The sequence below is a fragment of the Fodinibius sp. genome, from assembly GCF_041642155.1.
In the GTDB taxonomy this organism is placed as follows: Bacteria; Bacteroidota; Rhodothermia; order Balneolales; family Balneolaceae; genus Fodinibius.
The window spans coordinates 21022-27199 of record NZ_JBEPWZ010000015.1; the positions used below are offsets into that span (position 1 = coordinate 21022).

General features: G+C 49.9%; 5 protein-coding genes. 4 read left to right on the forward strand and 1 reads right to left on the reverse strand.

Going from position 1 to position 6178, the window contains the following annotated elements:
- The first annotated feature begins 21 nt into the window (after positions 1 to 21).
- Positions 22 to 1356 carry a cytochrome b N-terminal domain-containing protein gene (locus ACESLU_RS02255; protein ID WP_372634524.1) on the forward strand — a complete coding sequence of 445 codons (1335 nt, stop codon included), beginning with the start codon at positions 22 to 24 and terminating at the stop codon, positions 1354 to 1356.
- Positions 1337 to 1597, forward strand: coding sequence for a hypothetical protein (locus ACESLU_RS02260; protein ID WP_372634528.1), 261 nt, complete (start codon positions 1337 to 1339; stop codon positions 1595 to 1597). The genes ACESLU_RS02255 and ACESLU_RS02260 overlap by 20 nt, the downstream gene beginning before the upstream one ends.
- Before the next feature lie 122 nt (positions 1598 to 1719).
- On the opposite strand, the gene ACESLU_RS02265 is transcribed toward ACESLU_RS02260, so the two are convergent.
- On the reverse strand, positions 1720 to 2676 hold the full coding sequence (locus tag ACESLU_RS02265; RefSeq protein ID WP_372634532.1) for a hypothetical protein: 957 nt from the start codon (positions 2674 to 2676) through the stop codon (positions 1720 to 1722).
- A gap of 457 nt (positions 2677 to 3133) precedes the next feature.
- Between ACESLU_RS02265 and ACESLU_RS02270 the strand changes: the two genes are divergently transcribed.
- Both ACESLU_RS02270 and ACESLU_RS02275 read left to right on the forward strand, forming a co-directional pair.
- Positions 3134 to 5824 (forward strand): valine--tRNA ligase, encoded by a 2691-nt coding sequence (locus ACESLU_RS02270; protein ID WP_372634535.1) that lies wholly within the window; start codon positions 3134 to 3136, stop codon positions 5822 to 5824.
- 154 nt (positions 5825 to 5978) lie between these two features.
- On the forward strand, positions 5979 to 6178 hold a 200-nt coding region (locus ACESLU_RS02275; protein WP_372634538.1), incomplete at its 3' end, for a UvrD-helicase domain-containing protein.

Consider the following 6178-nt stretch of genomic DNA (forward strand, 5'->3'; position numbering starts at 1 on the left):
CTTCGAATTTTGTAGACAATTATGGCGGAAGGCTCAAACGATAATAACAACCTCGAAGCAAAAGAATCATATTGGAACTGGCAGGAGTTTAAAACGAACGTTGTGAGGGCCTCGGATGCCGGTCCGGATTCATCGGTCAGGGGACAGCAATACCTGGATAATGTTGACCGCTGGTTTCGGAAATTAGATGGCATTACGCTACGGTATATTCCAGAGCAGTTCCATCCTTTCATTCAGTCCGGAGCTATCGCAAATTTTATGTTTGTGGTCGCGGTCATTACAGGTTTTTTGCTATTGATCTGGTATGATCCCAGCGTGCATTCTGCCTATGATTCTGTGATTGCGATGTCCGATAGTCCTTACACTGCTGAGCTCATCCGCAGCCTGCACCGCTACAGTTCAGATGCGTTTATATTATTCGTGATTTTCCATGCTTGTAAAGTCTTTTTCGGGGCCCGCTTTACCGGCTCTCGATGGCTTGCATGGATTACCGGGATCGTGGCACTGATTATTATATGGTTTGACGGCTGGTTGGGATACTGGCTCGTCTGGGATGATCAGGCCGCCATGATTGCAACAGCCACGGCCAAGATGGTTGATGTACTGCCCTTTTTTGCTGAGCCACTTGCTGCTTCTTTTCTTACGGGCGACAGTTTTAACTCTGTCCTGTTCCTGGTGGTATTCTTTCTACACATGCTGATTCCGATCAGCTTCGGTATTATGATCTGGCTTCACGTATCCCGCTTAAACAAGCCGAATTTTATGACCAATATGAATTTTTCGGTACTCTTAATGGGTTCGCTGATTACGGTATCACTGCTTTTTCCTGCCGATATTGGAGAAAGGGCCGACCTGTTATCTTCACCCGAAGGAGTAGCTATCGACTATTTCTACCTACTTCCACTTATTCTGACCGAACGCCTGCAGGGCGGCACACTCTGGCTGCTCTTTCTGGCTGGCTTCGTTGTGGTTTCCAGCATTCCCTGGATGATGAAGAGAAGAAAAAAAGGGGAAACAGAACCGGTAGTCGATGAAATAAAATGTAACGGGTGTACGCAGTGCTTTTATGACTGCCCCTATAATGCCATAACCATGGTGCCCAGGCAAAAGGGCAATCCCAGGAAAAGTGAGTTCATCGCCGAAATTGATCATTCTATCTGTGTATCGTGCGGAATTTGTGTAGGATCGTGCGATCCCGTTGCTATCGATTATCCCAATTTATCGGCCTGGGACATACGCGAAAAACTTGACCGGTGGCTGGATGATGACGAACGCAAACTGGAAGATCTGAACGTGGCTTTTGTATGCGGTAACAGTGCGGGTAGTTTGCTTACCATTGATCCGGAAAGCGGTTGATGGCGAAACTCTTTTTGAAGAAAATTATTCGCCCAAAGGCATATTTCGAAGAGGTTACAGCAGCGGTCTTATCAACATTCCCCTGGATCCGGGCAGCCATACAGTAAATGTTCAGGTAGGCAATGTAACGGGAAATGGAGTTGAATGGCAGCAAAGCGACGAGCAAACTCTGGAAATAAACAAGGGAGAAAAAGTAGTTCTCAAATTTGATGAGCAAGAGGGATTCCGTTGGTACTTCTGAAATGGATAAAATTTGCTGCCTTTTAAAATCATCCTGGTTCTCTATGATGATGAAAATCGATGAACTTTTAAATATTTAAATCGGTATGTAGTCAAAAAAAATCTGGATTCCGGGACTTACTCTTATTTGGCCGGATGAAAATAGAGCGTGACGGGATTGCCCTTGGATTCGCTCAGCGTGTAGTACCCGTTTCCCCTGGGCCCTATTGCGATGGCCTCTTCCTGGGGACCCGTTCCATACGGAAGTTCTTTGGGGGTCCCGGACAGCATCTCCGGAATCGACTGGTCGGGCTTGCGCTGCCATATGAAAATCCTTGGCAGCGTTTTCAGCAGTAGGGTCTGCCCGTCGGCCGACAAATCACCACCTGCGAACTGGCTGAACGGAAGTTTGCCGACAAACTCCACGGTATCGGTTTTCGCGGTGGATTGCGGATAAGGGTAACGGTAAACCCGGTCTTGCCTCTCCTGCCGGGTGACGATATACAGATCCCGGGTCGATGGATCGATAAACAGCGTTTCAGCATCGTGACTTCCGTCCGGATAGACGAAACGGAGTTCATCAACGTCCGACAACATTTTGGCCGGACCTTCCCCCTCCGGTCCCGATTGAACGTCTGGCTGTCTCAGGCGATAAATGACATAACTGGAATGAAAGGTAAAGTTGTCACCGATATCGCCAATATATAAATAGTGGACATCCGGGTCGGGGCCCGGTCCCACGGCAAGGTCCTCCCAGTCGCGATTTGTGGCCTCCTGTAAATGGTATTCCGCCCGGAAGCGCCCATCTTTTTGGATTAAGAAGATCCGGGCTTCATCCCCGCTGTCGTTGTGGGTCCACAGTAAATGGGAATGGTCCGGATTGACTGCCAGTCCCGATGCCTCGTCAATTTCCCTGTTGTCGATCTGGCCCATCGCCATTGCCTTGCCGAAACTGTCGTCCGCTTCAACCTTAACCTGTTGCACGTCGTCTTCTTCCTTTTGATCATTCGGGGCACACCCCTCCAGAACAAAGAAAAAGAGCAATACAAAAAATGCGGCAGCAAAGCCGGAAGGCCGGATGGGTGAAACGTACTTTTTCATCTTTATGTAATTATAACAACGAAATATTGCTGAACAGATCATATCTGACTTTCCCGCATGGGGAGATACCTGTCGATTAAAACCGGGATTATGCATTTGTATTTGTTTTCCGCCATTAGACATCAGGTACAAGCAAGGGCGCAGAAATCAGGATTGAAATTTTTATATCTTGTTTCAGATGACACGCTGTGAAACATCCATGATGCAAGATATACTGGATTGCGCCCAGAATGTTCTCCAAAAAAATATTATGGCGGATGCTTTAGATACGAAAATAATCAAATCCGGACCTTTTGCCTGTTTCCCGCAGTCGCGGCTCGTGCTATTGTCCGACCGTTTCATGGTAGACTGTGCTAAACCGATTCCATATAGAAATTGCTCTACATCTTCCCTCCTTTTTCGTATCTTCCCATCCAATTTAAAACGAATGTGAACACGAAAAGTGCATACTTGAATTTTGGACAGATCAACGGCCCTACAGGACATTCCCAAACATTTTGATCCCGGCAACGTTGAAGAGAAATGGTACGACTTCTGGAAAGAGAACGGATTTTTCCATTCCGAGCCCGACGACCGTGAATCATATACCGTCGTCATCCCTCCTCCGAATGTGACGGGCGTGCTGCATATGGGACACATGCTCAACAATACCATCCAGGATGTGCTGGTGCGCCGCGCCCGCATGCTGGGCAAAAATGCCTGCTGGGTGCCCGGTACCGACCACGCTTCCATCGCTACCGAAGCCAAGGTGGTACAAAAATTGCGTAAGGAAGGCATCACCAAAGCGGACCTGACCCGCGAGGAGTTCCTGGAACACGCCTGGGAATGGACCGAGGAGCACGGCGGAATTATCCTGCAGCAGCTCCAGAAATTAGGCGCCTCCTGCGACTGGGAACGCACGCGCTTTACGCTGGAGGAGGACCTCTACGAATCGGTTATCGACTGTTTTATTGAGCTTTATAACCGGGGCTACATCTACCGCGGCAAACGAATGATCAACTGGGACCCGGAGGCGCAGACCGCGCTATCGGACGAAGAGGTCATCCACCGTGAGGAACAGTCGAAACTGTACCATGTGCGCTACTGGTTAAAGAACAGCGATCGCTGGGTGACCATCGCTACCACACGTCCCGAAACCATCCTGGCCGATACGGGCGTCTGCGTGAATCCGGGCGACGAGCGCTACCGGGATCTGATCGGCGAAACAGCGATCATCCCGATGGTAGAGCGGGAGGTGCCTATTATAGCGGACGAGTATGTGGATATGGAGTATGGGACCGGCTGCCTGAAAATTACGCCGGCCCATGACGAGAACGACTACCAAATCGGGCAAAAGCACGATCTCGAAATTATCGACATGCTGAATCCGGACGGCACGCTGAGCGAAGCGGCTGAATACTATGTCGGTGAAGATCGTTTTGAGGCCCGTGAGCTCATCATAACGGATTTAAAAAAACGGGACCAGCTTGTCGATGTGGAGGAGATGACCAACAAGGTGGGCTACTCGGAACGCACAGATGCCGTCATCGAGCCCCGCCTTTCGCTGCAGTGGTTCTGCCGGATGGAGGAGCTGTCCAGGCCGGCCCACGAGAATGTGATGAATGACAATATTCAGTTTCACCCGGCAAAATTTAAAAATTCGTATAGCCACTGGATGGAGAACATTCGCGACTGGTGTATCTCCCGGCAGCTGTGGTGGGGTCAGCGTATCCCGGCCTGGTACTATGGAGACGGCAAAGACGATTACGTTATTGCCAAAACTGAGGAAGAAGCACTGGCCAAAGCGCGGGACAAGTCGGATAATCCTTCCCTGGCCGGCAACGATATCCACCAGGATGAGGATGTTCTCGACACCTGGTTTTCTTCCTGGCTCTGGCCGATTACCGTTTTTGACGGCATAAAAGATCCCGACAACGAAGAGATTAACTATTACTACCCCACCGACGATCTGGTAACGGCCCCGGAAATCATGTTTTTCTGGGTAGCCCGGATGATCATTGCCGGTTACGAGTTTCGCGGCGAGAAGCCGTTCAGCAATGTCTATTATACCGGCATCGTCCGCGACAGCCAGCGCCGCAAGATGTCGAAGTCCCTGGGCAACTCCCCCGATCCCATCAAGCTGATGGAAGAGTATGGAGCCGACGGGGTACGCGTGGGCATGCTGTTCTCCTCGCCGGCCGGCAACGACCTGCTGTTTGAGGAACAGCTCTGCGAGCAGGGCCGCAATTTTGCCAACAAGATCTGGAATGCGTTCCGCTTTCTGTCCATGAACAAACAGGAGGATACGAACTATTCCCGGAAACTTGACATTGACGAAACCAACCTCGTTGACCGCTGGATGCTCTCCCGTCTGCATGAGACGATTGCGGGGATGAACAAAGACATGGAAACATTCCGCATCAATGAGGCCCTGCATAAAATATACTCGCTGATATGGGACGACTTTTGTGACTGGTATATCGAATTGATTAAAGCAGACGAACCGGGCGCTGACATCCCTGCTGAACGCCTGGCAAGGGGACTTAATTTCTTCGAAGAGCTTATGAAACTTCTCCACCCGTTTATGCCGTTTATAACAGAAGAGATATGGCAGCATATTCGTCCCCGCAAAACAGAGGAGGCCATGATCGTTGCCTCCTGGCCTGCATTTGACCAGTCGGCGGTTTCAAGGGAGGACCAGGCCCTGTTCACCAGGATCCAGCGCATCATTTCCGCGGTACGCAATATTCGCGCCGAGTTTAACCTGAGTCCCAACGACGACATCGACCTGCTGATTAACGCCGGCGATGAACAGGCGGCCGGGGCCCTCAGGAATAACGAATGGATTTTCCGAAAGCTGCAACGTATCGATGCCCTTGAAGTAAGGGCTGATTTGTCAAAGCCCGAAACCTCCGCATCAGCCGTTGTGGAAGGGACAGAAATTTTTGTCCCCCTCAAGGGATTTGTTGATCTTGATAAAGAGCGGGAACGCATACGGAAAGAGATCGATCGCCTGCAAGGCTTCCTCAAATCGATTGAAGGGAAGCTTAACAACGACGGCTTTGTCAATAATGCTCCCGAAGAAGTGGTGCAGCGCGAACGAGATAAAAAAGCCGACACGGTAACGAACCTGGAGAAGCTGCGCGGAATTTTAAGAGAATTGGAATAATATATACGATATACTTCAACATTTCTTCAGTGAAGTGAATAAGTACAGATCTGGCTCACCAGGCGTTTAAGTTTGTTGCAGGAGTTCAACCTTTGCGAAGCACGGAGAGGCTTCGATGAGCCTTACATTTAAAAAGAATATTCAAATTTAGTTTATGCCAAAAGAACCGGATTTTATCCACGACCTGAATAAAGCCCAGCAGCGTGCCGTACAGCATACGGAAGGTCCCCTGCTTATCGTCGCCGGGGCCGGCAGCGGCAAAACACGCGTACTTACCTACCGCATAGCGTATCTCATTCAGCAGCAGAAGGCTGCTCCCGACGATATCCTGGCACTGACCTTTACGAATAAGGC